General features: G+C 70.5%; 23 protein-coding genes. 13 read left to right on the top strand and 10 right to left on the bottom strand.

Annotation, left to right across the window (positions count from 1 at the left end):
• Positions 1 to 70 precede the first annotated feature (70 nt).
• Positions 71 to 265 carry a DUF3046 domain-containing protein gene (locus ASD30_RS04200; RefSeq protein WP_056677288.1) on the bottom strand — a complete coding sequence of 65 codons (195 nt, stop codon included), beginning with the start codon at positions 263 to 265 and terminating at the stop codon, positions 71 to 73.
• On the bottom strand, positions 262 to 1,407 hold the full coding sequence (locus ASD30_RS26380) for a class I SAM-dependent methyltransferase (RefSeq protein WP_156393504.1): 1,146 nt from the start codon (positions 1,405 to 1,407) through the stop codon (positions 262 to 264). The genes ASD30_RS04200 and ASD30_RS26380 overlap by 4 nt, the downstream gene beginning before the upstream one ends.
• A 41-nt stretch (positions 1,408 to 1,448) precedes the next feature.
• Here ASD30_RS26380 and ASD30_RS04185 point away from each other — a divergent pair, with 41 nt between their 5' ends.
• Entirely contained in the window at positions 1,449 to 1,958 is a 510-nt protein-coding gene (locus ASD30_RS04185; protein WP_056677285.1) for a GNAT family N-acetyltransferase, read from the top strand.
• A gap of 12 nt (positions 1,959 to 1,970) precedes the next feature.
• Here ASD30_RS04185 and ASD30_RS04180 read toward each other — a convergent pair whose 3' ends face one another.
• The gene (locus ASD30_RS04180) at positions 1,971 to 2,285 is read right to left on the bottom strand and encodes a hypothetical protein (protein ID WP_056677282.1); all 315 of its coding nucleotides are present in this window, start codon (positions 2,283 to 2,285) and stop codon (positions 1,971 to 1,973) included.
• Positions 2,286 to 2,441: 156 nt separating this feature from the next.
• Between ASD30_RS04180 and ASD30_RS04175 the strand changes: the two genes are divergently transcribed.
• The 5 genes from ASD30_RS04175 to ASD30_RS04155 all read left to right on the top strand — a co-directional run bounded on the left by ASD30_RS04175 (position 2,442) and on the right by ASD30_RS04155 (position 11,031).
• Positions 2,442 to 2,960 carry a SigE family RNA polymerase sigma factor gene (locus ASD30_RS04175; RefSeq protein ID WP_056677277.1) on the top strand — a complete coding sequence of 173 codons (519 nt, stop codon included), beginning with the start codon at positions 2,442 to 2,444 and terminating at the stop codon, positions 2,958 to 2,960.
• A complete protein-coding gene (locus tag ASD30_RS04170; protein WP_056677274.1) occupies positions 2,957 to 4,003 on the top strand; it encodes a hypothetical protein in 1,047 nt (348 codons plus the stop codon). The genes ASD30_RS04175 and ASD30_RS04170 overlap by 4 nt, the downstream gene beginning before the upstream one ends.
• A gap of 65 nt (positions 4,004 to 4,068) precedes the next feature.
• Positions 4,069 to 5,574, top strand: a complete 1,506-nt coding sequence (locus tag ASD30_RS04165) for an amidohydrolase (RefSeq protein WP_056677271.1) — start codon at positions 4,069 to 4,071, stop codon at positions 5,572 to 5,574.
• A 119-nt stretch (positions 5,575 to 5,693) separates the two neighbouring features.
• On the top strand, positions 5,694 to 10,259 hold the full coding sequence (locus ASD30_RS04160; protein ID WP_056677267.1) for an ATP-dependent helicase: 4,566 nt from the start codon (positions 5,694 to 5,696) through the stop codon (positions 10,257 to 10,259).
• Positions 10,252 to 11,031: a DNA-formamidopyrimidine glycosylase family protein gene (locus tag ASD30_RS04155; RefSeq protein ID WP_056677264.1), complete on the top strand. Its 780-nt coding sequence runs from the start codon at positions 10,252 to 10,254 to the stop codon at positions 11,029 to 11,031. The genes ASD30_RS04160 and ASD30_RS04155 overlap by 8 nt, the downstream gene beginning before the upstream one ends.
• A 4-nt stretch (positions 11,032 to 11,035) precedes the next feature.
• On the opposite strand, the gene ASD30_RS04150 is transcribed toward ASD30_RS04155, so the two are convergent.
• Both ASD30_RS04150 and ASD30_RS04145 read right to left on the bottom strand, forming a co-directional pair.
• Entirely contained in the window at positions 11,036 to 11,344 is a 309-nt protein-coding gene (locus ASD30_RS04150; RefSeq protein WP_056677259.1) for a helix-turn-helix domain-containing protein, read from the bottom strand.
• A 64-nt stretch (positions 11,345 to 11,408) separates the two neighbouring features.
• Complete coding sequence (locus ASD30_RS04145) at positions 11,409 to 11,897, bottom strand: CinA family protein (RefSeq protein ID WP_056677256.1); 489 nt, start codon at positions 11,895 to 11,897, stop codon at positions 11,409 to 11,411.
• Between the two features lie 18 nt (positions 11,898 to 11,915).
• Between ASD30_RS04145 and ASD30_RS04140 the strand changes: the two genes are divergently transcribed.
• Positions 11,916 to 13,697, top strand: a complete 1,782-nt coding sequence (locus ASD30_RS04140) for a glycoside hydrolase family 15 protein (RefSeq protein ID WP_056677253.1) — start codon at positions 11,916 to 11,918, stop codon at positions 13,695 to 13,697.
• A 571-nt stretch (positions 13,698 to 14,268) separates the two neighbouring features.
• The gene (locus ASD30_RS04135; protein WP_056677250.1) at positions 14,269 to 15,171 is read left to right on the top strand and encodes an alpha/beta fold hydrolase; all 903 of its coding nucleotides are present in this window, start codon (positions 14,269 to 14,271) and stop codon (positions 15,169 to 15,171) included.
• A gap of 98 nt (positions 15,172 to 15,269) precedes the next feature.
• Here ASD30_RS04135 and ASD30_RS04130 read toward each other — a convergent pair whose 3' ends face one another.
• Entirely contained in the window at positions 15,270 to 16,661 is a 1,392-nt protein-coding gene (locus tag ASD30_RS04130; protein WP_056677247.1) for a WS/DGAT/MGAT family O-acyltransferase, read from the bottom strand.
• 86 nt (positions 16,662 to 16,747) lie between these two features.
• Between ASD30_RS04130 and ASD30_RS04125 the strand changes: the two genes are divergently transcribed.
• From ASD30_RS04125 to ASD30_RS04115, 3 genes are all read left to right on the top strand, one after another.
• On the top strand, positions 16,748 to 18,028 hold the full coding sequence (locus ASD30_RS04125; RefSeq protein WP_082563536.1) for an alpha/beta hydrolase: 1,281 nt from the start codon (positions 16,748 to 16,750) through the stop codon (positions 18,026 to 18,028).
• Positions 18,029 to 18,098: 70 nt separating this feature from the next.
• Positions 18,099 to 18,716 (top strand): hypothetical protein, encoded by a 618-nt coding sequence (locus ASD30_RS04120; protein WP_056677244.1) that lies wholly within the window; start codon positions 18,099 to 18,101, stop codon positions 18,714 to 18,716.
• Between the two features lie 83 nt (positions 18,717 to 18,799).
• A complete protein-coding gene (locus ASD30_RS04115) occupies positions 18,800 to 19,414 on the top strand; it encodes a hypothetical protein (protein ID WP_056677241.1) in 615 nt (204 codons plus the stop codon).
• 12 nt (positions 19,415 to 19,426) lie between these two features.
• Here ASD30_RS04115 and ASD30_RS04110 read toward each other — a convergent pair whose 3' ends face one another.
• Positions 19,427 to 21,553 carry an acyl-CoA dehydrogenase gene (locus ASD30_RS04110; protein WP_056677238.1) on the bottom strand — a complete coding sequence of 709 codons (2,127 nt, stop codon included), beginning with the start codon at positions 21,551 to 21,553 and terminating at the stop codon, positions 19,427 to 19,429.
• 93 nt (positions 21,554 to 21,646) lie between these two features.
• Here ASD30_RS04110 and ASD30_RS04105 point away from each other — a divergent pair, with 93 nt between their 5' ends.
• A complete protein-coding gene (locus ASD30_RS04105; RefSeq protein WP_235532494.1) occupies positions 21,647 to 22,318 on the top strand; it encodes a class I SAM-dependent methyltransferase in 672 nt (223 codons plus the stop codon).
• Here ASD30_RS04105 and ASD30_RS04100 read toward each other — a convergent pair.
• From ASD30_RS04100 to ASD30_RS04090, 3 genes are read right to left on the bottom strand one after another with little or no spacing between them, the layout of a single operon-like run.
• Positions 22,302 to 23,390: a prenyltransferase gene (locus tag ASD30_RS04100; protein WP_056677233.1), complete on the bottom strand. Its 1,089-nt coding sequence runs from the start codon at positions 23,388 to 23,390 to the stop codon at positions 22,302 to 22,304. The two genes, ASD30_RS04105 and ASD30_RS04100, sit on opposite strands and share 17 nt — an antisense overlap.
• Positions 23,380 to 24,138, bottom strand: a complete 759-nt coding sequence (locus ASD30_RS04095; RefSeq protein WP_056679251.1) for a class I SAM-dependent methyltransferase — start codon at positions 24,136 to 24,138, stop codon at positions 23,380 to 23,382. Before ASD30_RS04095 ends, ASD30_RS04100 begins: the two co-directional genes overlap by 11 nt.
• On the bottom strand, positions 24,125 to 25,378 hold the full coding sequence (locus ASD30_RS04090) for a glycosyltransferase family 4 protein (RefSeq protein WP_056677230.1): 1,254 nt from the start codon (positions 25,376 to 25,378) through the stop codon (positions 24,125 to 24,127). The genes ASD30_RS04095 and ASD30_RS04090 overlap by 14 nt, the downstream gene beginning before the upstream one ends.
• A 210-nt stretch (positions 25,379 to 25,588) precedes the next feature.
• Between ASD30_RS04090 and kstR the strand changes: the two genes are divergently transcribed.
• Positions 25,589 to 26,194, top strand: coding sequence for a cholesterol catabolism transcriptional regulator KstR (gene kstR, locus ASD30_RS04085; RefSeq protein ID WP_056677228.1), 606 nt, complete (start codon positions 25,589 to 25,591; stop codon positions 26,192 to 26,194).
• Positions 26,195 to 26,236 lie beyond the last annotated feature (42 nt).

Here is a 26,236-nt window from a genome sequence, read left to right as displayed (position 1 = left end):
CACTAGCCCGAACAGACGTTCGATCAAGCGCGACACGCAGGCGGGGAATCGAACAGGTGATCGGAGCTTTTCACTTGTCGCGCAACGGCAGGTCGAGCGTGCGCCAGACCGCTTCCCAGACCTGTTTGGGCGACTCCCCCGCCGACAACGCCTCGACCACGGTGCGCGAACCCAGCTCGCCGATCACGTGCTGCTCGGCCCACGAGCGCGCGTAACCGCTGCCCAGCGCCCGCTCCATGCGGCTCCAGAACTCCGTGTGCCTCATCGCCGGTGCCCCCTCACGATGAGCCAGGGCTGGCCGCCACCGTCCTCGTGGCGCACCTCGTCGACGCGCCAGCCGGCGTCCTCCAGCACGGAACGCAGAGGCGCCTCCCGCCAGAACACGAAGTGACGCGGTGCCTCGATGGTGCCGTGCGTCGACCAGGCCTCTCCGTCGCCCTCCTTCAGCGCGACGTGCAGGGTGCCGCCGACGCGGGTGGCCTCCGCGAGTCGGCGTACGACCTGGAACAAGTGGTCGCGCGCGACGTGCAGCAGGCTGGCGTGGGCCCACACCCCGTCGTACGGCAGGCCGGTCACGTGGTCGGCCAGGTCGTCGACGAGCGGGTCGATCCGCTCGGCCTCGTGCCCGGCGTCGCGCAACAGGTCGACGAAGCGCGACGAGACGTCGGTGCGGCGCACGCGAACTCCGGCGGCTTCCAGGGCCAGTGCGTCGCGTCCACCGCCGGTGCCGATCTCGAGCACCCGTCCGCCGGCTCCGGTGGCCGAGGCGACAGCATCGGAGAACCAGGCGATCTCGTCGGCCACGTTGTCGGGCATCGCCGCCGAGGCCGACGCGTAGGCAGCCGCATGCGCGTCGTACGCCGCGACCGTGGCCAGCCGCGCGTCGTGCCCGACGTCGTGGAGGTGATGGACGACGTCGTGCAGGTGGTAGCGACCGATCGAGGCGACCGTGAAGAACGAGCCGTTGCTGCGGCGTCCGGTGCGGTCCCACTTCTCCCCCGCGACCGCGTCGTACGTCGCGGCGACCGCATCGGCCGCTGCGACCAGTTCGCGAGAGACCCGCGTCGGGTCCTGGGCGAGGTAGTCGCTGTCCACGGCGGCCTCGTCCTGGTCCCAGTTGGCGAAGAGCGGGTCGTCCTCGCCGAGCATGGAGCGGAGTCGCTCACCGAAGACGAGGTGCACGTCGCGCACGTGGCAGGCGTACTCCAAGGGAGACCAGACCGTCTCGGACGGCCGTCGCGACAGCGCTGAAGCATCGTCGGCGAGCACGACCCGCCAGCCCTCGGCGTTGGTGCGCACGGAGGCACCCAGGGACTCCACGTCGACGCCTGCACTGTCGAAACCGCACTCCGGGCAGGCCTCGTCGAGGACCCAGGTCCAGTCCTTGATGTCGGGTTCGATCGCCACGCGGCCATTCTGTCGCACGGCCCACCTGCGATCATGGGCGGATGGGTGAGTACTCCACACGGTCCGCACGAGAGCGCGATCTGCACGACATCGCGGCGATCTACTCCCACGCGGTCGACACCTCTCACGCGACGTTCGACATGGAACCACCCGACCTTGACTACTGGCGGGCCCGCCTCGACGGCGACCACCCCGGCGACCACCTGCTCGTGGCCGTCGACCGGGACGACAGCGTCGTGGGCTACGCCTACTCGGCGTCCTACCGACCCCGCCCGGCGTACGACACCACCCGCGAGACCTCGATCTACCTCGACGAGTCCGTGCGCGGCAAGGGCGTCGGCCGCATGCTCTACCCCGCCCTGCTCGAGACCATGGCGGTCTCCGGGGTGCACACCGCGGTGGCCCTGGTCGCCCTGCCGAACCCGGCGAGCGAGGCACTGCACGTCGCGTGCGGCTTCGAGAAGACCGGGCAGCTGCGCGAGGTGGGCTGGAAGTTCGAGCAGTGGATCGACGTCGCGTGGTACCAACGGATGTTGGTCAACCTGCCCTGACCAGGCTGCCGCTCAGCGTCGGTCGGACAGCACGTGTGAGGCGCCGGCCGACACGGCGGCGGCACCGATCACGGCCGGCCAGGCGCCGACCTTCTTCGCCAGCGGGTGCGAGGCCCCGAAGCCGCCGAGGTAGATCGCCGAGAGAGCGGCCGTCGTGGCCGGGCCGCCCTTGGCCAACCAGCTGCGCCCGGCGAGAAGCCCCGCGCCACCCAGCACGGCACCACCGAGCGGGCGTACGCCGATCTCCCGGGCGACGAGGTAGCCGCCCAGCAGGCCCAGTGCGGCCAGGGGTGCGGTGGGGACACGATCAGCGGCGGGAAGCTTCATGCCGCCCACGCTACCGAGGCACCCCAGACCGGCAGGATGGACCATGGAGTCAGTCACGGATCGACCCGCGACAGACCCACGTTTCCCGCGGGTGACCAACCGAATCGCCACGGGCCTCGTCTCAAGGGTGACGACGACAGTTGCAAGGAGATCTGGATGGCCAGGGCGTACGACGAGGAGTTCACGGCCTTCGCCGTGGCGTCACTCGCCGACCTCCGGCGTACGGCGTACCTCATGTGCTCCGACTGGCACAGGGCCGAGGACGCCGCACAGGAGGCCCTGATCCGGGTCTATCGCTCGTGGCACCGTGTCGAGAGGCGGGAAGGCCTGCTCGCCTACGCACGGCGCACCACGATCCGCATCCTCATCGACGACTCCCGGCGCCCCGTGCGCCGGGAGCGGTCGGTCGACATCGACGACCACCACGTCGCGGGCATCCCTGCCCCCGACGGCGGCATCGTCGAACGCGACGCGATGGTGCGGGCCCTGTCCGAGCTCACCCCGAGACGGCGCGCGTGCGTCGTCCTGCGCTACTACCACCAGTTGTCCGTCGCGGAGACGGCTGCCGCACTGGGGTGCTCCGAGGGAACGGTGAAGAGCCAGACCTCCGACGCCCTGCGTGCGCTGCGGCCGCTCCTCGCGACGGATGACGTCGAGACAGGACCCAGACGATGAACGATCAACTCCACGACAGGCTCCGGCAGGCCGCCGACGACACCGGCCAGCCACTGAAGACCGACCTCGACGACCTGCTCGGTCGCGCCCGTGCCGGCCGCAGCCGGCACCGCACCCGCATCGCCGGCGCAGCACTGGTCACCGCGGCGGCCGTGGTCGGCACCTCCCTCGGTGTGCGGGCCGCCCTTCCCGACGGCGAGCCGGTGCCGACCGCCGGCGACAAGTTGCCCCACTCCGCAGTGCAGGCCGAGGAGAAGCCGCTCGCCCACGACGAGATCATCCGGCGCTGCCTGCCACAACTGGCCAAGTACGACGACTACCCGATGTATCCCGACACCCGGAAGCTCACTGCCAAGGACTGGATGGTGTCCCATGAGCGTGACTACGCCGTCGGAGACATAGTCGCGCTGAACGCCCTGCACTCCGGAAACCCGGTGCTGTGCGCCATCCCGGAGCAGGGCTCCGAGAACAAGCCGGTCACGTTCGCCGACCTGGACCCCGCGGCGGACCAGCCCGCGCGCATCGCCGAGGTGTGCAGTGAGATGTTCCTCCCGCCTTCGTCGTTCGACCCGGAGTCGGGACAAGTCGTCGAGGCTCCCTCACCCGCCCTCACTCCCGACCTCCGGGGAGCCACTGTGGCTGCCGTCGACGACGCCGGCCTGATCATGTCGGCCCTGCTCGTCAAGGACGGCGAGCACTGGACCTGCACCCTCACCCCGCTCACCTCGGACGCGGCCATCACCGAGGCCGGCGGGGCACTGCCGCGCAGCTACCAGGTCGCCTTCTCCGGGACGACGTCCGGACCCGACAACAAGTCGCTGACCAAGGAGAACGCCAGCTACTACACGGCTGCCGGAGTGATGCCGCGCGACGCCCGCTCGATCGAGGTCACCCTGGCCACCGGCGCCACGTTCTCCGTCCCGGTCAACGACGGCAACTACGCCTTCGTGCTCAAGGACCCCGGCTCGGGCGGGCTGGTCGACGCGGACTACCGCGTCCTCGATGCGCACGGCAACGTGCTCGGGCAGGGCTCCTCCATGTAGTGAGTCGCCCCACACGACGCGTGACCCGATGAGATTTCGGGAGTCGACTCACCTAGTGTCGGCGCATGGAACCGCTGCTGATCCGCAACGTCTTCCCGGTGCCGCTCGGCGTCGGTGAGGCTCCTCCCGCTGACCCGATCGACGTACACGTCGAGGACGGCGTCGTACGACGGGTGGGCGCCGACCTGCCCGATGTCGACGACGCCCGTGTGCACGACGCCGACGGACGCTGGATCGTGCCGGGCCTGTGGGACCACCACGTGCACCTCGGCCAGGTGGCGATGACCAGTGGCCGCCTCGACCTGTCGACCGCGCGGTCGCCCGAGGAGGTCACGTTCTTCGTGCAGGAACGCCTGTCCGTGTGGCCCGACAAGCCCCTTGTCGGGTTCGGGCACCGCTCGGCCACCTGGCCGCGCAAGCCCACGGTCGCCGAGCTCGACGCGGTCTCGGAGACCACGCCCATCGTGCTGATCAGCGGCGACGCGCACCACGCGTGGCTCAACTCGGCGGCCCTGCGCGCACTGGGCCTGCCCGCCCGCCACGACGTGGTCCGTGAGTCGGAGTGGTTCGAGGCCTACGGACGGCTCGAGGAGGTGGTGGGTCAGGAGGCCACGCCCGCCGCCTACCGCACCGTCGAGGCCGAGGCCGCCGCACGCGGAGTCGTCGGCGTCGTCGACTTCGAGTTCAGCGGCGGCGCAGAGGAGTGGGCCCAACGCTGGGCCGAGGGTGCCGACCTGCTGCGCATCCGCATGGCGACGTACGCCTCCGGCCTGGACGCCGTACTCTCGGCCGGCCTGCGCAGCGGCGACCCGCTGCCGGGCACGAGCATGGGCGTGATGGGCCCGCTGAAGATCATCTCCGACGGCTCCCTGAACACTCGTACGGCGTGGTGCTGCATGCCCTACACGAACGGTGAGGACCTGATCCACCCGTTCGGCTACGCCAACCAAAGCGTCGAGGAGATGCACGAGCTGATGCGCCGTGCCCACGCCGGCGGGCTCGAGGTGGCGGTGCACGCGATCGGTGACGCCGCGGTGCACGAGGCGCTGCTCGGCTTCGGTGCCACCGGCGCGCGCGGGTCGATCGAGCACGCCCAGCTGCTCGACCCGGTCGACGTCCCAGTCCTCGCGGCGTCGGGCCTCCGGGCCAGCGTGCAACCGGCCCACCTGCTCGACGACCGCGACGTGTCCGAGCACTGCTGGGCCGACCGTCTCGACCGCTGCTTCGCGCTGCGCTGGATGTACGACGCGGGCACCCGACTGCACCTCGGCTCCGATGCGCCGGTGGCTCCGCTCGACCCGTGGCTGGCGATGTCGGCCGCGGTCCACCGCAGCGGCGACGAACGGGAGCCGTGGAACGCGTCACAGGCGCTGACCGCGCGTGAGGCACTGGCCGCATCGACCGACGGCTGGGGCACGGTCGCGACCGGACACCCCGGCGACCTGGTGCTGCTCGACGCCGACCCGCTGGCGGACGTCGGTGACAGCTCGGCGATCGGCGCCCACCTTCGCTCGATGTCGGTCGCCGCGACGTACGTCGGCGGACGCCTCACCGCTCCCCTGCTCGACTGAGAGCTTCGGCCGCACTTGTGCGGTGCCGTGGTCGGTTCACCCGTGTCACAACACGTGTGGAGCGACCGTAACCCCGCGTTACTCGGGCGGTTGTCGGTGGCATGGGGGAAGATGGCTGAATGGCCCTCGAGGAGTTCAGTGCACCGACGCGTGCCTGGTTCGAGGCCGCCTTCGCCGAGCCGACCCCCGCACAGGTCGGCGCCTGGCAGGCGATCGGTGCCGGGCGCCACTCCCTCGTGGTCGCACCGACCGGCTCGGGCAAGACGCTCTCGGCGTTCCTGTGGTCCATCGACCGACTGGTCACCACTCCACCGCCGGCCGACAAGCTGCGCCGCTGCCGGGTCCTCTACGTCTCCCCGCTGAAGGCCCTCGCGGTCGACGTCGAGCGCAACCTGCGCGCACCCCTGGCCGGCATCCGGCACACCGCCGACCGGCTCGGCGAAACCGCCCGTGACGTGACCATCGGCCTGCGCTCGGGTGACACCAGCCCGGCCGACCGCAGGCGCTTCCAGACCACCCCGCCCGACATCATGATCACGACACCGGAGTCGCTGTTCCTGATGCTCACCTCGCAGGCCCGCGAGTCGTTGCGCGGCGTCGAGACCGTCATCGTCGACGAGGTGCATGCCGTGGCCGGCACCAAGCGCGGCGCCCACCTGGCGCTCTCGCTCGAGCGGCTCGACGCGCTCCTCGACCGGCCCGCCCAACGCATCGGCCTCTCCGCGACGGTGCGACCCCTCGACGAGGTGGCCCGCTTCCTCGGCGGCACCGCACCGGTCGAGATCGTCGCGCCACCGTCGTCGAAGGCGTGGGACCTCCGCGTCGTGGTCCCGGTCGAGGACATGGCCGAGATCGGCCAGCCACTCGACGAGCAGTTCGAGGGTCCGGCCTCCGCCGCACCGCGCAACGCCTCGATCTGGCCGCACGTCGAGGAGCGCGTGGTCGACCTGATCGAGCAACACCGCTCGACGATCGTGTTCGCCAACTCGCGCCGTCTGGCCGAGCGCCTCACCGCCCGCCTCAACGAGATCGCCGCCGAGCGGGCCGGCCAGGTGGTGGCCGGCGACGGCAAGCCGCCAGCCCAGATCATGGCCCAGTCCGGCGCCAGCGAAGGTGCCGCCCCCCTCATCGCGAAGGCCCACCACGGGTCGGTCTCCAAGGAACAACGCGGCATCATCGAAGACGACCTCAAGCGCGGCCGGCTCCCCGCCGTCGTGGCCACCAGCAGCCTCGAGCTCGGCATCGACATGGGCGCGGTCGACCTGGTCATCCAGATCGAGTCGCCGCCCAGTGTGGCCAGCGCCCTGCAGCGCGTGGGCCGGGCCGGGCACCAGGTCGGCGAGGTGTCCCGAGGCGTGCTGTTCCCCAAGCACCGTGGAGACCTGGCGCAGACCGCGGTCGCCGTACAACGCATGCGCAGCGGAGCGATCGAGTCCCTGCGCATCCCCGCCAACCCCCTCGACGTGCTCGCCCAGCACGTCGTCTCGGCGACCGCACTCGACGCGTGGAACGTCGACGAGCTCTACGCCCTGGTCTGTCGCAGCGCGTCGTTCAGCAAGCTGCCGCGCAGCGCCTACGACGCCACACTCGACCTGCTCAGCGGGCGCTACCCGAGCGACGAGTTCGCCGAGCTGCGGCCGCGCATCGTGTGGGACAGGGTGACCGGCCAGCTGACCGGCCGTCCCGGCGCCCAACGCCTGGCCGTCACCAGCGGCGGAACCATCCCCGACCGCGGCCTGTTCGGCGTCTTCCTGGTGGGAGAGAAGGCGAACCGGGTCGGCGAGCTCGACGAGGAGATGGTCTACGAGTCACGCGTCGGCGACGTGTTCGCACTCGGCGCGACCAGCTGGCGCATCGAGGACATCACCCACGACCGGGTGCTGGTCACACCGGCGCCCGGGGTGCCGGGGCGGCTGCCGTTCTGGAAGGGCGACACCCTCGGCCGGCCCGCCGAGCTCGGCGAGGCGGTCGGTGCCTTCACCCGTGAGCTGTCGTCCCTCGACGCCGTGAAGGCCGGGGCACACGCCCGTGAGCTGGGGCTCGACGACTGGGCCGCCGACAACCTGGTCACCTATCTCGCCGAGCAGCGCGAGGCCACCAACGTGCTGCCCAGTGATCGCACCATCGTGGTCGAGCGGTTCCGCGACGAGCTCGGCGACTGGCGGCTGGTGGTGCACTCCCCCTACGGCACGCCGGTGCATGCCCCGTGGGCGCTGGCGATCAACACCCGCCTGCGCGAGAGGTACGGCGTGGAGGCGTCCGCTGTGGCCAGCGACGACGGCATCGTGCTGCGCATCCCCGACACCGACGCCGAGCCGCCCGGCGGTGAGGTCGTGGTGTTCGAGGCCGACGAGATCGACGACCTGGTCACGGGCGAGGTCGGTGGGTCGGCACTCTTCGCCAGCCGGTTCCGTGAGTGCGCGGCCCGGGCACTCCTCCTGCCGCGCCGCGACCCGGGTCGGCGCTCGCCGTTGTGGCAGCAACGGCAGCGCTCGGCGCAGCTGCTCGAGGTCGCGTCGAAGTACCCCTCGTTCCCGATCGTCCTCGAGGCCGTGCGCGAGGTGCTCCAGGACGTCTACGACCTGCCGGGCCTCGTCGCGCTCATGGGCCGGGTCGATCGTCGTGAGGTGCGGGTCGTCGACGTCGCGACGCAGCAGCCGTCTCCCTACGCCCGCAGCCTGCTGTTCGGCTACGTCGCCCAGTTCGTCTACGAGGGCGACTCCCCCATCGCCGAACGCCGGGCCGCGGCGCTCAGCCTCGACCAGGGACTGCTGGCCGAGCTGCTGGGTCGCGCCGAGCTGCGCGAGCTGCTCGACCCCGAGGTGCTGCTCGAGGTCGAGGCCGAGCTGCAGCGCCTCGCGCCCGATCGCCGGGCGCGCGATGCCGAGGGAGTGGCCGACCTGCTCCGGCTGCTCGGGCCCCTGTCGACAGCCGAGGTCGCCGAGCGGAGTGTCGAGGGCGCCGATGCCGCCGCATGGCTGACCGGCCTCGCCGACGTACGCCGGGTGGCCGTGGTGCGCATGGGCGGCGACGAGCGCTGGTGTGCCGTCGAAGACATCGCCCGCCTGCGTGACGGACTCGGTGTGCCGGTCCCGCAGGGCACGCCCGACGCCTTCACCGAACCGGTCGACGACCCGCTGGGTGACCTGGTCGGCCGCTTCGCCCGCAGCCACGGTCCCTTCACGACCGCCGAGGTCGCCACGCGACTCGGTCTCGGTGTCGCCGTGGCCCGGCAGACGCTGCTCCGCCTGGCTGCGTCGGGCCGGGTGCTAGAGGGCGAGTTCCGGCCCGCCGGCAGCGGCGACGAGTGGTGCGACGCCGAGGTCCTGCGCCGTCTCCGACGTCGCTCGCTTGCTCGCCTGCGCAAGGAGGTCGAGCCGGTCGACCCCGAGGCGCTGGGCCGCTTCCTGCCGCCGTGGCAGCACGTCACCGGCCGCGCCCGCGGTGCACTGCGCGGCGTCGACGGGGTGCTCGCCGCGGTCGACCAGCTGGCCGGTTGCCCGGTGCCCGCCTCGGCGCTCGAACCCCTCGTCCTGGCGGCTCGGGTCAGCGACTACGAGCCGGCGATGCTCGACGAGCTCACCGCGGCTGGTGAGGTGGTGTGGTCCGGCCATGGGGCACTCCCCGGCAGCGACGGCTGGGTCGCGGTGCACCTCGCCGACCAGGCTCCCCTGACCTTGCCCGAGCCCGCCGCGGCCGACCTCGGCGACCTCCATCGCGCGGTGCTCGAGGCGTTGGCACCCGGCGGCGCCTACTTCTTCCGGCAGCTCGGCCAGGCCGTCGACTCGACGAACGACGCCGAGCTCAACGCCGCGCTCTGGGACCTCGTGTGGGCAGGCCACCTGACCAACGACACCCTCGCGCCACTACGTGCGCTCACCCGGTCGGGCACCTCCGCCCACCGCAGTCGCCGTACGCCGCCCCGCGCCCGGGTCGCCCCCGCGCGAGGCCGCGCAGCCATGCCCTCGCGCACCGGCCCGCCCGAGACCGCCGGCCGCTGGGCACTGCTGCCGGCCATCGACACCGACCCCACCCGTCGTGCCCACGCGACCGCGGAGGCCCTGCTCGAACGACACGGCGTGGTCACCCGGGGCGCGGTGATGAGCGAGCGCGTGCCCGGCGGCTTCGCCGGGGTCTACAAGGTGCTCTCCGCGTTCGAGGAGTCGGGGCGCTGCCGACGCGGCTACTTCGTGGCCGGCCTCGGCGCTGCACAGTTCGGGGCCGCCGGCGCCGTCGACCGGCTCCGTACCCACGTCGAGCTGCCCACCGGACAGAAGCCGACCGCGGTGGCCCTGGCGGCCACCGACCCGGCCAACCCGTTCGGCGCAGCCCTGCCCTGGCCGGTGGTCTCCACCGACGGCGAGCGCTCGGAGAAGGGGGCTGCTGGCCACCGACCCGGCCGCAAGGCCGGCGCCATGGTCGTGCTCGTCGACGGCGCACTGACCCTCTACGTCGAGCGCGGTGGACGCACCCTGCTCACCTTCAGCGACTCGCCCGACCTGCTCGGCCCGGCGTGTGCCGCACTGGGAGACGCCGTACGCCGGGGCACACTGGGTCGGCTGACGGTCGAGAAGGCCGACGGTGCACCCCTCCTCGGGCGGGGCGACGCCGGATCACCGTTGCGTGCCGCCCTGGCCGAAGCGGGTTTCGTGACCACACCGAGAGGGTTGAGAATCCGTGCCTGAGGGCGACACCGTCTGGCGAACCGCCCAGGCACTCGACAAGGCACTCACCGGTGCCCGCATCACCCTGAGCGACTTCCGGGTCCCCCAACTGGCAGAGGTCGACCTCACCGGGAAGCTGGTCAACGGAACGATCTCCCGCGGCAAGCACCTGCTCACCCGCATCGGCGACGACCACACCCTGCACTCGCACCTGCGCATGGAGGGTGCCTGGCACCTCTACCGGGCCGAGACCCGCTGGCAACGGCCGGTCGACCAGGCCCGGGTGGTGCTGCGCACACCGCGCTGGATCGCGGTCGGCTTCTCGCTCGGCATCCTCGAGCTGCTCACCCGCGACCGCGAGGTCGACGCCGTCGGACACCTCGGCCCCGACCTGCTCGGCGACGACTGGAACCCCGACGAGGCCGTACGCCGGCTCCGCAGGGACAGGGACCGTCCGATCGGCGAGGCGCTGCTCGACCAACGCAACCTGGCCGGCATCGGCAACCTCTACGAGAACGAGCTGTGCTTCCTCTCCGGTGTGCTGCCCGGCACCCCGGTTCGTCAGGTCGACAACCTGGAACGCCTGGTCGGGCGCGCCAAGGCAATGCTCGAGGCCAACAAGGGACGTCGCACGCAGACCACCACCGGCAACACGCGGCACGGGCACCAGCACTGGGTCTACGGCCGCGCCGAGCAACCGTGCCAGCGCTGCGGCACGACCGTGCAGACCGGCATGTTGGGGCCGGCCGGGCAAGAGCGCCCGAGCTTCTGGTGCCCGTCCTGCCAGAGGTGAGGGGTCAGGCCGCGGAGGCGACCACGTCGCCAGTGCGGCGCACGACCGGAATCGGGGTGGTGGCGATCTCGAGGGCGCGCTCCTCACGGGCCACGGCGTCACTCACGTCGCTGAGCACATCGGAGAGCGGCACGTCGAGGGCGTTGCACAACGAGGCGAGCAGCTCCGAGGACGCTTCCTTCTGGCCACGTTCGATCTCGGAGATGTAGCCGAGGCTCACCCGGGCCTCCGCGGAGACCTCGCGCAGGGTCAGTCCACGTCGCATGCGCTGCGAACGCAGCACCTCGCCGAGCAGCCGACGAAACAGCACCATGGGTCTGTCCTCTCTCCGTTGATGGGCACAACGCTACCCGTTCACCTTTTCTTCCGCGCCCCGACTACGCCGAGGGCTGAAATTCGGCCACCAGCTCGAGGGCCCTCAGGCAGGTCACGCGGCGCACCGTCTCACGGCCGCCGGTCAGCTCCAGTCGTTCGGCGAGGTCGCCGTCGGGGCCGCTGACCGCCACCCAGACCGTGCCCGCGGGGATCCCGTCCTGGGCGTCCGGACCGGCCACACCGGTGGTCGCGACACCCCAGTCGGCACCGAGCACCCGACGTACGCCGTGTGCCATCGCCAGCGCGCAGGCCCGTGAGACCACGCCCTCGTCGTCGATGACCTGCTGCGGCACACCGAGCACGTCCGCCTTGACCCGGGTCGCGTAGGACACGACGCCGCCGACGTACACGCTCGACGAGCCCGGGATCGCGGTGAGCGTGCCGCCGACGAGCCCGCCGGTCAGCGACTCGGCGGTGGCCAGGGTCTCGCTGCGCGCGTCGAGGAGGGCCAGCGCCACACGGGCCGCCGCGACCGGATCCGCTGCTGTCATGCCGCTACCTTGACATGCATGGCTTCGCAACCGATTGAGGACTACGCCCTGCTCGGCGATCGGCACACGGCGGCCCTGGTCGGCCGCAACGGCTCGATCGACTGGTTGTGCCTGCCCCGTTTCGACTCCTCGGCCTGCTTCGCGGCGCTGCTCGGCACTGAGGAGCACGGTCACTGGCAGTTCGAACCGGTCGATCCCTACGAGACGAGCCGGGAGTACGTCGGCCACTCGGCCGCCCTGGAGACCACGTTCACCACCGAGTCGGGCGTGGTCACGATGCTGGACGTGATGCCGATCGGTGACCGCCGCGCGGACGTCGTACGCCGCATCACCGGCGTGCGTGGCAGCGTGCGGATGCGCCACGAGTGGGTGGTGCGCACCGACTACGGGAAGGTGCGACCGTGGGTGCACCGGACGCACCTCGGGGACGACCCCGTGATCGTCGCCATCGCCGGCCCCGACAAGCTGGTGCTGCGCGGGCCGCGGCTCCCGCGTGCGGTCGACCATCGACACGCCGACGAGTTCGACGTCGACGAGGGTGACGAGCTGACCTGGTCGACGACGTGGGTCCCGTCCTGGACCGACCTGCCGACCTCGATCATCGAGCCTGCCCGCATCCAGGAGACCATCGAGGAGAGCGCGTCGTGGGCCGCGCGCTGCCGCGCGGACATCCCCCACCGCGAGCTGGTGTTGCGTTCACTCGTCACCCTCCGCCTGCTCACCCACGAGCACACAGGCGGCATCGTCGCGGCCCCGACCACGTCACTGCCCGAGGACTTCGGCGGCGAGCGCAACTGGGACTACCGGTTCTGCTGGTTGCGCGACGCCTCGCTGACCCTGGAGGCGCTGGTGACCGCCGGCTACACCGACGAGGCGAACCTGTGGCGCGACTGGTTGCTCCGCGCCGTGGCCGGTGACCCAGAGGACCTCCAGATCATGTACACCGTCGACGGGGCCCGACAGCTGCCCGAGCGCGAGCTCGACCACCTTCCCGGGTACGCCGACTCGCGTCCGGTCCGCATCGGCAACGGCGCCGTCGACCAGCGCCAGACCGACGTGCTCGGCGAGGTCATGGTCGCGCTCGACCTGGCCCGCCAGGCCGGGCTTCCGTTCAACCAGGACTCGTGGGCGCTCCAACGGGCACTGGTCGACGCCCTCGCTACCGACTGGCAGGAGCCGGACAACGGACTGTGGGAGATCCGTGGGCCGCTGCGCCACTTCACACATTCGCGGGTGATGGTGTGGGCGGCGTTCGACCGCGGCATCCGTGCCGTCGAGCAGTACGACGTGCCGGCCCCGGTCGACGAATGGCGGCGGATCCGTGACGCCGTGCGCGAGGAGGTGATGACCCGCGGGTTCAACACCGAGCGCAACAGCTTCACCCAGCACTTCGACACCACCGAGGTCGACGCGTCGCTCCTGGTGCTGCCGCTGGTCGGGTTCATCGAGGGCGACGACCCGCGGATGCTGGGCACCATCGAGGCGATCGAGCAGGACCTCATGCGCGACGGCCTGCTGCTGCGCTACCGCACACAGTCGGGCGTCGACGGTCTCTCCGGCGACGAGCACCCGTTCCTGGCGTGCTCGTTCTGGCTCGTCTCGGCGTACACCGCGGCGGGACGGCTCGACGATGCCCACGCGCTCTTCGACAAGCTGGCCGGCCTGGCCAACGACGTGGGCCTCCTGTCGGAGGAGTACGACGCGGGCAACCACCGGATGGCCGGCAACTTCCCGCAGGCGTTCAGCCATCTCACCCTGGTGCAGGCCGCCTTCCGCCTCGCCCGATCCGCCGGCGGCTGAAACGGGCGGCCTGCTCTTCGGTGGTTGACGACGTCTGCTGCGGCTGTCAGAAACCCCGATTCCGTGCCCGGGCGCTCCTTCAGCGGTAGCCCCGCGTCGTGGTGAGCCCCGCGCGAAGCCCTCGGCTACCGCTGAACGCCCTCTCGGTGGTTGAGGACGCCCCGCGTTCCCTCGATGGTTGAGGAGGCGCGCCAGCGCCGTCTCGAAACCACACTGGCGCCGGTGAATGCTTCGTTGGTGGCTACTGGTCCCCGAGACGAGGATCGGGAGCCGTCAGCCACCACGGAAGGGTTCAGGAACCGGGTGAGGACCACAACCGGTGAGCGAGGCGTTTGCGTCGTTCGGCCCGCCAGTCGGAGGCCTTGGCTTCGGTGGTCAAGGACCCGGAGAAGCTATCTCGAAGTACTTTCTGGGGTGGTTTCGAGACGCTCGCTGGCGCTCGCTCCTCAACCACCGAAAGGGCAGTGCCCGCTGGCGCTCGTCTCTCAGCCGGCGGAAGAGCGGGCGTGGCCTCCACGCACCCTCCGACGCAAAACTGTAACCTGTTCCAGTCCAGGACGGGAGAGCTCGCATGTTCACCACCGCTGGCCGGTTGCTGCGCAGTCTGGTCCACCTGCCATGGGCCCCGGTTCCCGAGGGCCGCATGGTCGAGCTGCCCGGTCGCGGCTCCACGTTCGTCACCGACACCCCGGGACCGCACCCCCACTCGCCCACGATCGTCCTGCTGCATGCCGTCGGGACGACCGGCCTGCTCACCTGGTATCCCTCCATCCCGGCGCTGGCGGAGAGGTTCCGTGTGGTCACCCTCGACCTGCGCTGGCACGGCCGCGGCATCCAGTCCGAGGAGTTCTCGCTGCGCGACTGTGCGGACGACGTCGCCGCACTGCTCGACGTGCTCGGCATGGAGCGCGCCGTGTTCGCCGGTTTCTCGATGGGCTCGATCGTGGCCCAGCGGATGTGGCGACAACACCCCGGTCGGGTCGACGGGCTGGTGCTCTGCGCGAGCACCGATCGCTTCCGGTCGACAGTGGCAGAGCGCGCATTCCACGAGTCGATGGGTCTGACCATGTCCGGGCTGCGCGGTGTCTCCCGCTCGAGGATCGGCTCAGCTGCGGCGCGCGCCGCGGGTCGTGCCCTCGATCTCGGCCGGACCGACATCCATGACTGGGCACTTGCCGAGTTCACCTCCACCAGCCCTTGGGCGGTCGGCCAGGCCGTGGCCGCTCTGGGCCGGCACCATTCGCGTCCGTGGCTGGGCCGCATCGACGTGCCGACCGCGGTGGTGGTGACGCGGCACGACAAGGTGATCCCTGCCGATCGGCAGGTCGACCTGGCCCGGCGCATCAAGGGCGCCACGATCCACGAGATCGAGGCCGGTCACGCGGCCTGCGTGCTCGAGGCCGAGTCGTTCGTGCCAGGCCTGCTCGAAGCGTGTACGACGACCGCCGCACGCGCCCGCGACTTCACCCACTGATCGACCCGTCGTGAGTTCTCGCCGACCCGTCGTGAGTTCGGGGCGGGAAGAAGAGTTCACGACGGGTCGATCCGAACTGGCGACGGGTCGACCCGAATTCACGACGGGTCGAGGGCGGCTTGCAACCTCTCGAGCTCGGCAGGAAACAGCGAGACCAGCGCGTCGACGTCCTTCATCGACTCCGAGCAGGCGATCACGCCGACGTGGAGGCGGCCGTTGTTCGACATGACCGTGATGTTGACGCCGGCTCCGTGGAAGACCGGGCCCAGCGGATAGAGTGCGTCGATGCGGGCACCCATGAAGTAGAGCGGGATCGGCGGCCCGGGCACGTTCGAGATCACCAGGTTGTGCACGACGGGATGCTTCTCCGCCAGGCGCAGTCCGGCGTACGCCCGCACGGCCAGGCCGAAGGTGCGCGGGGCGGCGAACTCGGCCCAGTCCTGGAGCGCGTCGGCGCTGATCGCCTGGTGGTGGTCCTTGGCGTGACGGTTGCTGGTGGCCATCATCTCGAGGCGTTCGAGAGGATCCTCCAGGTCGGTGCCGAGACGCGCGAAGAGCGCGGAGACCTTGTTGGCCCCGGTGGCCCGCCGACTCCTGCCCCGCACCGAGACCGGGACGCTGGCCAGCAGCGACGAGTCCGGCAGCTCACCGCGCCCCTCGAGGTAGCCGCGCAGCGCCCCGCCTGCCAGAGTCAGCACGACGTCGTTCACGGTCGTGCCGGTGGCCTCCTTGACCGCCTTGACCTCGGCCAGGTCGAGGTCGGCGAACCCGATGGTTCGGTGGCCGGTGATGGTGCCGTTGAACGAGGTGCGCGGTGCCGTGAAGGGCGCGGCCATCGCGGTGCCCTCACGAGCACGGGCGACCGTCCGGGAGACCAACTGCGCGGAGGGTTGGAGGAGCCGGGTGATCGCGAACGGCTTGGTCGCGTTGTTGAGCACGCCGCGCCCGAAGAGCTCCAGCCCACCCGGGCTGCGCGGCGGCGGGACGGGGCGTTCCTGCGCCGGCGGCGGCTGGTCGGGCTCGAGGCTGCACAGGTGCGAGATCAGGTTGGAGCCCGAGGCGCCGTCGACGGTGGCGTGGTGCATCTTGGAGAACACCACGACCCGGTCGCCGTACCCCTCGATGACCCACATCTCCCACAACGGGCGGCTGCGGTTCATGGTCTGGCCGGCGAGGTGCCCGCACAGCTCGACGAGCTCGTCGTACCCACCGGGCGCCGGGAGGGTGAGCCGGTGCAGGTGGTGGTCGATGTCGAAGTGGTCGTCGGCCACCCAGACCGGGTGGTCGAGGTCGAGGGGCACGCGTCGCAGCCGCCGGGTGAACTCGGGTACGTCGATCACCCGGTCGCGCAACGTGTCGCGCAGACCGGCGTAGGAGTAGCCGCCGGGGATCGTCGCGGGGTCGAGCACGATCAGCCCGCAGACGTGCATCAACTGCTCGGGAGTCTCCAGGTAGAGGAAGCTCGCATCCAGCCCACTGAGTCGATCCATGGGCGGCATCCTACCGGGCAAATGAGAACGTGTTCTAATTCTGGACGGGTCGTTCCCCCCAACCGCGGGCGGGCTAGCATCCGGGCGTGGCCTACCTACGTCGTCAGATCCTCACCGCAGCCCTGACCGCCAACGCGATCCGGCCGATTCCGGGACTGCGCGCGGGCATCCCGTCGTTCTTCGCCGGCTGGATGACCAACGAGCTGGCGCCACACCTGCTGGCCCTGACCGCCGCGGACACGGTCACCCACCTGGGGCCGAAGCGGCGCAGCAAGGCCGGCCTGGCGCTTGCAGCGGCCAGCGCGGTGGGACTCGGTCACCTCATCCGTACGGCGGGCAAGGTCAAGGACGGCGTCGAGGAGGCGCTGACCGAGGGCATCGGCGTCGACTACGTGGAGCGTCTCGACGCAGCACCCTCGCCGGCCGAGCTCGCGACCAACTGGCGCTCACTGGTCAACCCGTTCAAGATCGTCACCCCCGACATCGAGGTGCTGCGCAACATCGCCTACACCGACGCGGGCCGTCGCGGACAGCTCGACATCTACCGCGCCAAGGACCAGGACCTGACCGACGCCCCGGTCCTGCTGCAGGTGCACGGCGGCGGCTGGACGATCGGCGACAAGCGCGAACAGGGTCTCCCCCTGATGACCCACCTCGCAGCCAAGGGCTGGATCTGCGTGGCCATCAACTACCGCCTCGCACCACGCAATCCCTTCCCGGCGCACATCATCGACGTCAAGAAGGCGATTGCCTGGATCCGGGAGAACATCGCGGCGTACGGCGGCGACCCCGACTACCTCGCCATCACCGGCGGCTCGGCCGGCGGACACCTCGCCGCGCTGGCCGCCCTCACCCCCGACGTCAAGGAGTTCCAGCCGGGCTTCGAGGACGCCGACACCAGCGTCTCGGTGGCGATCCCCCACTACGGCGTCTACGACTTCGCTGGCGCCACCGGCCTGAAGTCGATGATCCTGATGCGTGACCGGTTCCTCGCGCCGCGCATCCTGCAGAAGCGTTGGAAGGACGAGCCGGAGGCCTTCGAGGCCGCCTCGCCGATCCTGCAGATCCGCCCGGACGCCCCCGACTTCTTCGTGCTGCACGGCACCAACGACACTCTCGTCCCGGTCGAGCAGGCCCGGCTCTTCGTGGCCAGGCTGCGCGAGGTCGCCGACAACTCCGTGGTGTACGCCGAGCTGCCGTTCGCCCAGCACGCCTACGACATCTTCAAGTCCGTGCGCGCCGGGCACGTGGTCAAGGCGATCGACCGCTACCTGCACTGGCACTGGAACGGCTACCGCCAGGGCCTCGACGTGTCCGAGGTCGACGCCGACGTGATCATCGACAACGCCGAGGCCGAGGCGAACTAGTCGATTCGCCTGTGCCGCACGTGGTTCTCTCCTAGCCTGTCCGCGGGCAACGGGCCCACGAGAGGAACACGTGCACAAGATCATCGGGGCGGCCCTCGCCCTTGCCACCACCGTCTGTCTCACCGCCAGCACTGCGGCTGCCGCTCACGCGGAGAAGGTCGTGCACCGGGACGCCCGCGGCGACGTCATCCGACAGGACTACTCCTTTGAGACCGAAACGGAGACAGAGACGCCAGTCCCGACCGTGAAGTCGAGTGACATCACCAGCACCGTGGTCGACCATCGACGCGACAACGTCTTCGTCACGGTCAGGCATGCCGAGCTCGACAGCCATCTCGACCTCCTTCACGGCTACCTCTTCTCACTGGTCACGAACGAGAGGCTCGGACGCACCGTCGTGCTGCACGTCAGTCCCTCGACCAGCCGCCAGGGCGAGGTCAAGTTGGTCACCCAAGCCGGCAGGCGTGTGACGTGCATCGGCCTGCGCGGCCGGATCGACTACCGCGCCAACACCGTCCGAATCCGGGTGCCGCGATCCTGCCTGAGCAACCCCCGTTGGGTGCGCGCGGGAATCTACACCTTCCACACCGGCCGGGACTGGAGCCGCGCCTTCGTCGACGACGCCAACCTCAACGGACGGGTCCGCAATGCCGGACCGGTCCACGGCCCGCGCATCCATCGCGGCTGAGGCGATCTGGTCCGTTCCACCTCCAGCGGCGGCGTTTCTCTCCTAGCCTGTTCGCGGGGCAACAGGGCCCGCGAGAGGAACACGTGCACAAGATCATCGGGGCGGCCCTCGCCCTTGCCACCACCGTCTGTCTCACTGCCGGCACCATGTCGAGCGCTCACGCCGAGAAGGTGGTCCACCGCGATGCCCGCGGCGACGTCATCCGGGTCGACTACTCCGACGAGAGCGGCAAGGACACACAGACGCCGACCCCGAACACGACGGCGGGCGACATCACCGCGACTGTGGTCGACCACCGCCGTGACAACGTGTTCGTCACCGTCAGGTACGTCGACCTGAGGCCGCGAGATGAAATGCAGGGGCACTTCATCTCGCTGATCACCAACGAGAGGATCCGCCGCGACATCACGGTGTTCGTCTTCGCCTCGTCCAGCCTCCAGGGAGACGTGGAGATGACCACAGGCGCCAGCAAAGTCGTGAAGTGCAGCGGCCTGCGGACTGCCATCGACTACCGGGCCAACACCCTGCGCCTGCGAGTGCCACGCTCCTGCCTCAGCAACCCGCGTTGGGTGCGTGCCGGGATCGGCACCTTCCGGAGCCCCGCTGACTTCGACCGCATGTTCGTCGACGATGCCGGGCGCGCCGGAGAGTACCGCGACGCCGGTCCGGCGTACGGCGCCCGGGTGCACCGCGGCTGAGTCCAACCCGAGTCAGCGTGGCAGGCCGAGGATCCGCTCGGCCGCCACGTTGCGCAGGATCTGCGTGGTGCCTCCGGCGATCGAGAGGCAGCGAGTCAGCAGCATCTCGTGCACGGCCGCGTCGACCTCTTCCCCGCCGAGCACGACCCGGTCCCCGAGCAGGTCGACGACCAGCTCGGACGCGTCCTGACGGTTGCGCACGGTGAGCAGCTTGGCCACGCTCGACTCCGCACCCGGTCCGGCACCGGCCAGCGAGCGCAGCGTCGTACGCACGCCGAGTAGTGAGCAGACCGTGGCGAGTGCGACGGCATGTCCGATGCGGGCTCGCTGCGCGGCCCCGACTCCCCCGGCCAGCGCAACCGATCGCTCGACACTCAGGTCGAGCTTGGTGCCGGCCATCGCCACACGCTCGTTGGCCAACGTGGTGCGCGCCAGCCGCCACCCGTTGTCGACCTCGCCTACAACGCAGTCGTCGGGCACGAAGACGTCGTCGAGGAAGACCTCGTTGAAGAGCGCGTCGCCGGTCAGCTCACGCAGGGGTCGTACGTCGATGCCGGTGCTGGACATGTCCAGCAGGAAGTACGTGATTCCCTTGTGCTGTGGGGCCTCCGGGTTCGTCCGGGCCAGGCAGATCGCCCAGTGCGCGTCCTGGGCGAGCGAGGTCCAGACCTTCTGGCCGGTGAGCCGCCAGCCTCCCTCGACCTTGACCGCGCGGGTGCGCAGCGAGGCCAGGTCGGAGCCCGCGCCGGGCTCACTGAACAGCTGGCACCAGACGATCTCGCCGCGCAGCGTGGGTCGCACGAACTGCTCGCGCTGGGCCTCGCTGCCGTGCGCGAGGATCGTCGGCACCGCCCAGCCGCCGATCTTGAGGTCGGCCCGTGCGACGCCCGCTGCCGCAAGCTCCTGGTCGATCACGAGCTGCTCCAGCGGTGACGCGTCCTGCCCCCAGGGCGTCGGCCAGTGCGGCATGAACAGGCCCGACTCGACCAGGGCCCGGCGCTGCGCGTCATCGTCCAGGGTGGCCAGCTGCTCGACCTGCGGGCGGATCCGCTCGCGCACCGGCTCGTCCTCGCCCTCGCCCTCGAAGTCGAGCCGGACCGAGCGTCGTACGCCGTTCTCGGCAGCGTCGGTGAGGGACGCCGCGAAGGTGTCGGAGTCGCCCAACAGCGCGCGCAGCGTGGTTGCGCGGCGCAGGTAGAAGTGGGCGTCGTGCTCGAAGGTGAAGCCGATACCGCCGAGCACCTGGATGCAGTCCTGAGCGACCTGCACCGCGCCGTCGAAGGCGATCGTGCCGGCCACGTCGGCCGCGAAGGCCCACTGGTCGTCGTCGCCGAACGCGATCGAGGCGGCGTCCCAGGCGACCGCGGTGACGGCCTCGGCGGTCTCGAGCATGCCGGCGCACAGCTGCTTGATCGCCTGGAACGAGCCGATCTTCGCACCGAACTGCTCACGCACACCGGCGTACTCCACCGCCGTGTCGAGGCACCACCGGGAGACGCCGGCGGCCTCCGCGGCAGCGAGCGTGACCGCCGTACGGCGCAGCAGCGCGGCATCGATCGTGGGCACCTCGACGACTTCGGAGAGCGGCACTGCGACGAGGTCGACGGAGCCGAAGCGGCGGGACAGGTCCGGTCCGATGGAGGGAGTCACCTCGGCCAGCGTCGACGGTACGACGAACCAGCGATCACCTGAGGCACCGAGCAGGAGGTGCGTGACCGACGGGGCGTCCCAGACGACGTCGACGTGCCCGGACACCGTCCGATCGTCGACCGTGAGGGACGGCACGAGTCCGAGACCCACGGACATCTCGCCACGGGCCAGGGCACCGGCGACGTCCGACGTCTCGCCGAGCAGCGCCGCCGCGACCGCCGTACCCAGCAAGGGCCCCGGGAGCATCCGGTGGGCGCAGGCCTCGAGCGCCACCGCCACGTCGAGCACGGAACCCCCGCCACCGCCGGCACCCTCGGGTACGCCGATCGCCGGGACGCCCATCTCGACGAGTGCCGCCCAGGTCTGGCCGAAGGCGGCGGACGCGTCGTGTTCCGCGGCACGCACTTCGTCGATGGCACCGAGCGAGCCGGCCCACTTGCGCAGGGAGTCGCCGAGCTCGCGGTGCTCGTCGCTGATACCGAGGGACACAGTCACTCCTTCTTCGTCGCGGTTGAGTGCTGAGGTGGTTGCCCGAGCGACCATCTCAGCACTCAACCGACTAGAACGTGTTCCAATATTGCCATGAATAGGCTGTCCGGCGTGATGCCGTCCGAACTTCTCGACCATGCCCGCGCCGCCAAGGGCTTCATGCCCGAGGACGAAGGGCTCCTGCTGCACCGCGTCGCGCGCGAGCAGCTGCCCACCGGCCCGGCCCTGGAGGTCGGCACCTACTGCGGCAAGTCGGCGATCTACATCGGCGCCGCCGCGCGCGAGGTCGGTGGCGTGCTGTTCACCGTCGACCACCACCGCGGCTCGGAGGAGAACCAGGCCGGGTGGGAGCACCACGACACCGAGGTCGTCGACGACGAGTTCGGCCTGATGGACACCCTGCCGTTCTTCCGCAAGGCGATCGCCCGCGCCGGACTCGAGGATCAGGTCGTGGCCGTGATCGGCAGGTCCACGACCGTCAGCCAGCACTGGCGCACTCCCCTGTCGATGCTCTTCATCGACGGCGGCCACGCCGAGGAGCATGCCCAGAACGACTACACCGGCTGGGCGCACTGGGTCCAGCCCGGCGGCAAACTGGTGATCCACGACGTCTTCGCCGACCCGGCCGACGGCGGCCAGGCGCCGTACCACGTCTTCCAGCGCGCGCTGGCGAGTGGAGCCTTCGCCGAGGACGACGCCCTCGGCTCCATGCGGGTCCTCGAACGTGTCAGCGGTCAGGCAGGCGACGTCACGAGCGTCGGCTGAGCTCGCAGCCGCACTCGAGGGCCATCTCGTCGAAGTGCGCCGCCAGCGTGGTGCCGCGCATGATGTCGGACCCACCGGTGCCGTGCCCGAGGGCGTCGACCGCGAGGATCACCGCCGCGGCGGTGTACGTCGTGTGCTCGGCCGGCCAGTTCACGTCGTCGGGGAACACGTAGCCGGTCCAGTACTTGCCGTCGTCGGAGCGCAGGTGCTGCATGTCGGCCAGCAGCTGCAGGGCCCGGTCGCGGTCGCCCAGCGCGTCGAGGGCCATCACCAGCTCGCAGGTCTCGGCGCCGGTCACCCACGGGTTCTTCGAGACGCAGCGGATGCCGAGGCCCGGCTCCACGAAGGTCTCCCAACGCGAGTTGACCAGGTCGACGCCGTCGTCCCCGCGGACCGCACCACCCAGCACCGGGTAGTACCAGTCCATGGAGAACTCGGACTTGTCGAGGAAGTCGTCGCGGTGACGGCGCAGCGCGTGGCCGAGGCGTCCGCCGGCCAGCTCCCACTCCGGCTGCGGCTCGTCCATCAGCTCCGAGAGGGCGACCCCGGCGCGCAGCGCCTGGTAGATGCTCGAGGAGCCGGCCAGCAGGCCCTCGGCGTTCACCTTCGCGGGTCGACCGTCGGCCCACTCCTGCGACCAGGCGATGCCACCGAAGGGCAGCTGCATCGAGACCACGTAGTCCAGCGCGCGTTGCACGACCGGCCAGTGTCGTCGTACGAACCTCACGTCGCGACGCACCAGCCAGTGGTGCCAGACGCCGACCGCGAGGTAGGCGGACATGTTGGTCTCGCTGCTGGCGTCCTCGACCTCGCCGGCCACGATCTTCATCGGCCACGAGCCGTCGGGGCGCTGGGTCCGCAGGCACCACTCGTAGGCGCGCTCGGCCGCCTCGACCTCACCACCGACCAGCATCGCCATCGCGCCCTCGACGTGGTTCCACACGTCGACGTGCTCTCCGACCGTCCACGGGATCGCTCCGTCGGGCTCCTGCATGGCCGCGATCGAGGCCGCCGTGCGGGCGACCTCGGCGGCGGTCAGGATGCCGGGGAGCGAGGGCGTCTCAGGCCGCATCCGGCTTGCGGAAGTAGAGGACCATGCTCTTGCCGATCACCGGGTTGAGCGCCTTCTCGGCGAGCCGGGTGACGGTGCTCCAACGCGGGGTCTTCATGATGTCCCACACCAGCACCTGGTGGTAGGCCTTCACGAGCGGGTGCTGGTCGTTGTTCACGCCGACCGCGCACTTGATCCACCAGTACGGCGAGTGCAGGCCGTGGGCGTAGCCCTTGCCCTCGAAGATCATCGCGTCGCCCGGGGTTCCGTCGTTGTCGCGCCCGCCCTTGGTGACCTTGTCGATCAGCTCGTGGTCGGTGTAGATGCGGATGTGACCGCCCTCGGCGTTGTGGTAGTCCGAGGAGAGCTTCCAGTTGATCACCTCGGGCAGCCAGCGCGGCACCGAGACGGCGAGGGTGCCACCGGGGCGCAGCACCCGGATCAGCTCCCTGATCGCCTCGACGTCGGCCGTGATGTGCTCGAGGATCTCGGCGGCGACGATGCGGTCGAACTCGCCGTCGGCGAACGGCAGGGCGAGCGCGTCGCCCTCCTTGATGTCGGCCTCGGCACCGTCGGGCACCTCGCCGGCCTCCTTCATCGCACCGAAGAGGTCGAGCACGTTCGACAGCTCGTCGGCGTCGCGGTCGAAGGCGACCACGTCGGCACCGCGGCGGTACATCTCGAAGGCGTGGCGTCCGGCCCCGGCGCCCATGTCGAGCACGCGCTCACCGGGCCGGAGGCCCAGTCGGTCGAAGTCAACGGTCAGCATTGGTTCCCCTTGCGTGGTGGTTCTCGATCACTTCGTCGTACGCCGCCGCGGTGGCCGCAGCAACTGCTCGCCAGCTGAACGTCTGCAGGACCCGCTCGCGGCCGGCCCGGCCCATGCGGGCCCGGCGCTCGGGGTCGTCGAGCAGCGCGGCGATGGCCTCGCGCAGCTCCTCGACGTTGCCCGGTTCGACCAGGTCGGCGCAGAGCCCGTCGGGTCCGACCACCTCGGGGATGGCGCCGGCCCGGCTGACCACCAGCGGTGTCTCGCAGGCCATCAGCTCGGCGGTCGGGAGGGAGAAGCCTTCGTAGAGGGACGGCACGACGGCCAGCTCGGCGGAGCCCATCACCTCGACCAGCTCGGCGTCCGAGATGCCGTTGACGAAGCGGACCGCATCGCCGATCGCGAGCTTCTCGATGAGCTTCTCGGTGCGGCCGCCCGCCTCGGGCTTGGTGACCATGAGCAGCTCGAGGTCGCGCTCGGTGCGCAGCTTGGCGAACGCCTCGAGGAGCGTGTGCACGCCCTTGATCGGCGCGTCGGCACTGGCCATCGCGACGATGCGCCCGGGCACGCGGGGCTTGGTCGGCGGGGAGAACACGTCGTCGGCCCCGAGCGGGATCACCTGGATCCTCGACGGGTCGACACCGAAGTCGGCCACGATGTCGCGGGCCGAGGACTCGGACGGGGTGAGCACCTTGACCGCGCGGCGGGCCACCTTGCCCTGCATGCGCAGGAAGCCGTACCAACGGCGCAGGGTCAGCCGCTTGCGCCAGTTGGGGGCGGCGGCGAGGTCGACGCGGCGGTCGAAGGTGATCGGGTGGTGCAACGTGGTGACCAGCGGGATGCCGGCGTCCATGATGTCGACCATGCCGTGGCCGAGCACCTGGTTGTCGTGCACGACGTCGAAGTCGGCACGGCGGGCCTTGATGATCCTGGCGACGCGCTTGCTGAAGGTCTTCGGCTCGGGGAACCCGGCCGTGCACATCGTGAGAAACTCCTCGACGTCGACCAGGTCGCGGAACTCCTTCAGCTTCGGGACCCGGAACGGGTCGGGCTCGCGGTAGAGGTCGAGGCTGGGCACCTTGGTCAGCCTCACGCCCTCGTCGAGCTCGGGGTACGGCTGGCCGGAGAAGACCTCGACCTCGTGACCCAGCGCGACCAGCTCGCGGCTCAGGTGACGGATGTAGACGCCCTGACCCCCACAGTGGGGCTTGCTCCGATAGGACAGCAGTGCCACGCGCATCACTGTCACCTTCTTCCTGTTCGGCCCGGATCCCGTCACGCGTCGACGACACGAGAAGTGGAACGTGTTCCTATTATGGCCCACGAGGCAGTAGCGTATGCGGAGAGTCCAACGCCGTAGAATGCGGTTTCGTTTCAAGAACGCGGCGCCGATCCCCCAAGTTACCCGTGGGTTGCGTCACACGAGTATCCCTGATGAGAGAGGAAAGCAATGAATGCCCTGAACTCCCTCAGCCAGGAAGAGCTCGGTTCGGCCGCCCAGAGGGAGCGCCGCAAGCGCATCCTCGACGCCACGATCGCGTTGGCCTCCCGCGGCGGCTTCGACGCCGTACAGATGCGCGCCGTGGCCGACCAGGCCGACGTCGCGCTCGGCACGCTCTACCGCTACTTCCCCTCCAAGATCCACCTGCTGGTCTCCGCCCTGGGCCGCGAGTTCGAGCGCTCCCAGGCCGCGATGTCCGGCAAGCCGATCCCGGGAGACACCGCCGAGCAGCGGGTCAACTACGTGCTCGGCCGGACCACCAAGATCCTCCAGAAGGACCCCAACCTCACCGAGGCCCTCACCCGCGCGTTCATGTTCGCCGACGCCAGCGTCTCGACCGAGATCCACCACGTCGGCATGATGCTCACCTCGGTGCTGACCGAGGCGATGGGCACCCGCACCGGCGACGCCGAGCCCACCGAGGAGGAGATCGCGATCGCCCGGGTCATCGGCGACGTCTGGCTCTCCTCGCTCGTCGGCTGGGTCACCGGCCGCTCCTCGGCCACCGACGTGGAGACCTCCATGTCCGTCGCCGTCCGCCTCCTCCTGCGCTGAGCCGATCCCTCGCTCACGCCCCCTCGGGATACTCCCTGACGT

The sequence above is a fragment of the Nocardioides sp. Root140 genome (assembly GCF_001426745.1).
Taxonomy (GTDB): domain Bacteria; phylum Actinomycetota; class Actinomycetes; order Propionibacteriales; family Nocardioidaceae; genus Nocardioides.
This window is presented reverse-complemented; position numbering and strand designations above follow the sequence as displayed.